The organism is Staphylococcus sp. GDY8P196P (assembly GCF_017891705.1).
GTDB classification, from domain to species: domain Bacteria; phylum Bacillota; class Bacilli; order Staphylococcales; family Staphylococcaceae; genus Staphylococcus; species Staphylococcus ureilyticus.
In genome coordinates this window covers 1-1,470 of the sequence record NZ_JAESJS010000036.1, presented here as the reverse complement: position 1 = coordinate 1,470, position 1,470 = coordinate 1, and the positions used below count along the sequence as shown (strand labels likewise).

Annotated in this window: 1 protein-coding gene; it reads right to left on the bottom strand. The window is 41.6% G+C overall.

What is annotated here, in order from left to right; all coding sequences use genetic code 11:
- Positions 1 to 1,470: GA-like domain-containing protein (locus tag KA814_RS13485; protein ID WP_210122802.1), on the bottom strand; the 1,470-nt coding region annotated here is incomplete at both ends.

Sequence of the window (1,470 nt, the reverse complement as noted above, 5' to 3'; positions counted from 1 at the left end):
TGGTGACGTTACTGACGCGGTTTGTAAATCTGTCTTACCTGCGGTACCATTTGGCACACTACCTAATTTCTCTTTCGCTGCTTGTTTCGCGCTTTCTAATGTTTGAATTAATGTATCTACTTCGGCTTTTTCATCTGGTGTTACTAGACCATCTACTGTAATATCAGATAACTTCGTATCCACTGCGGTTTTCGCTTGTTCTGCATTCGCTACGGCTTGCGTTGCTTCAGACAATTGTTCAGTATCCAAAACTCCGTTACTATCTGCATCATTTACTTCTGGCGATGTTACTGACACGATGTTGTCTAATCTTGTTTGTAAATCATCTTTACCTGCAGTACCATTCGGTACGCTATTTACCTTTTCTTGAGCCATTTGCTTCGCTGTTTCTAATGCTTGGATTAACGCATCTACTTCGGCTTTTTCATCTGGCGTCACTAATCCATCTGATGTAATCTCAGATAACTTCGTATCCACTGCGGTTTTTGCTTGTTCTGCATTCGCTACGGCTTGAGATGCTTCGGATAATTGATCTGTGTCCAAGACTCCATTACTATCTGCATCGTTCACTTCTGGTGATGTTACTGACGCGATGTTATCTAATCTTGTTTGAAGATCAGACTTACCTTCGGTACTAGACGGTACGCTATTTACTTTCTCTTGGGCTGTTTGTTTTGCGCTTTCTAATGTTTGGATTAACGCATCTACTTCAGCTTTTTCATCTGGTGTTACTAGGCCATCGGATGTTACTTCTGCTAGCTTATTGTCCACTGCTGTTTTTGCTTGTTCCGCATTAGTCACTGCTTGAGACGCTTCGGATAATTGATCCGTATCCAAAACACCATTACTATCCGCATCGTTTACTTCTGGTGACGTTACTGACGCGATGTTACCTAGTCTTGTTTGTAAATCTTCTTTACCCGCAGTACCGTTCGGTACACTATTTACTTTCTCTTGGGCTGTTTGTTTTGCACTTTCTAATGTTTGAATTAATGTATCTACTTCGGCTTTTTCGTCCGGAGTCACTAAGCCATCTGCTGTAATCTCAGATAACTTCGTATCTACTGCTGTTTTCGCTTGTTCCGCATTCACTACGGCTTGGTCTGCTTCTGATAATTGATCCGTATCCAAGACTCCATTACTGTCTACATCATTCACTTCTGGCGATGTTACGGATGCAATGTTATCCAATCTTGTTTGAAGATCAGCCTTACCTTCGGTACTAGACGGTACACTATTTACCTTCTCTTTCGCCGTTTGTTTTGCATTTTCTAATGTTTGAATTAATGTATCTACTGCGGCTTTTTCGTCTGGTGTTACTAGACCATTAGATGTTACTTCTGCCAACTTCGTGTCTACTGCCGTTTTCGCTTGTTCTGCATTCGCTACGGCTTGCGTTGCTTCAGACAATTGTTCAGTATCCAAAACTCCGTTACTGTCTACATCGTTTACTTCTGGTGACGTTACTGA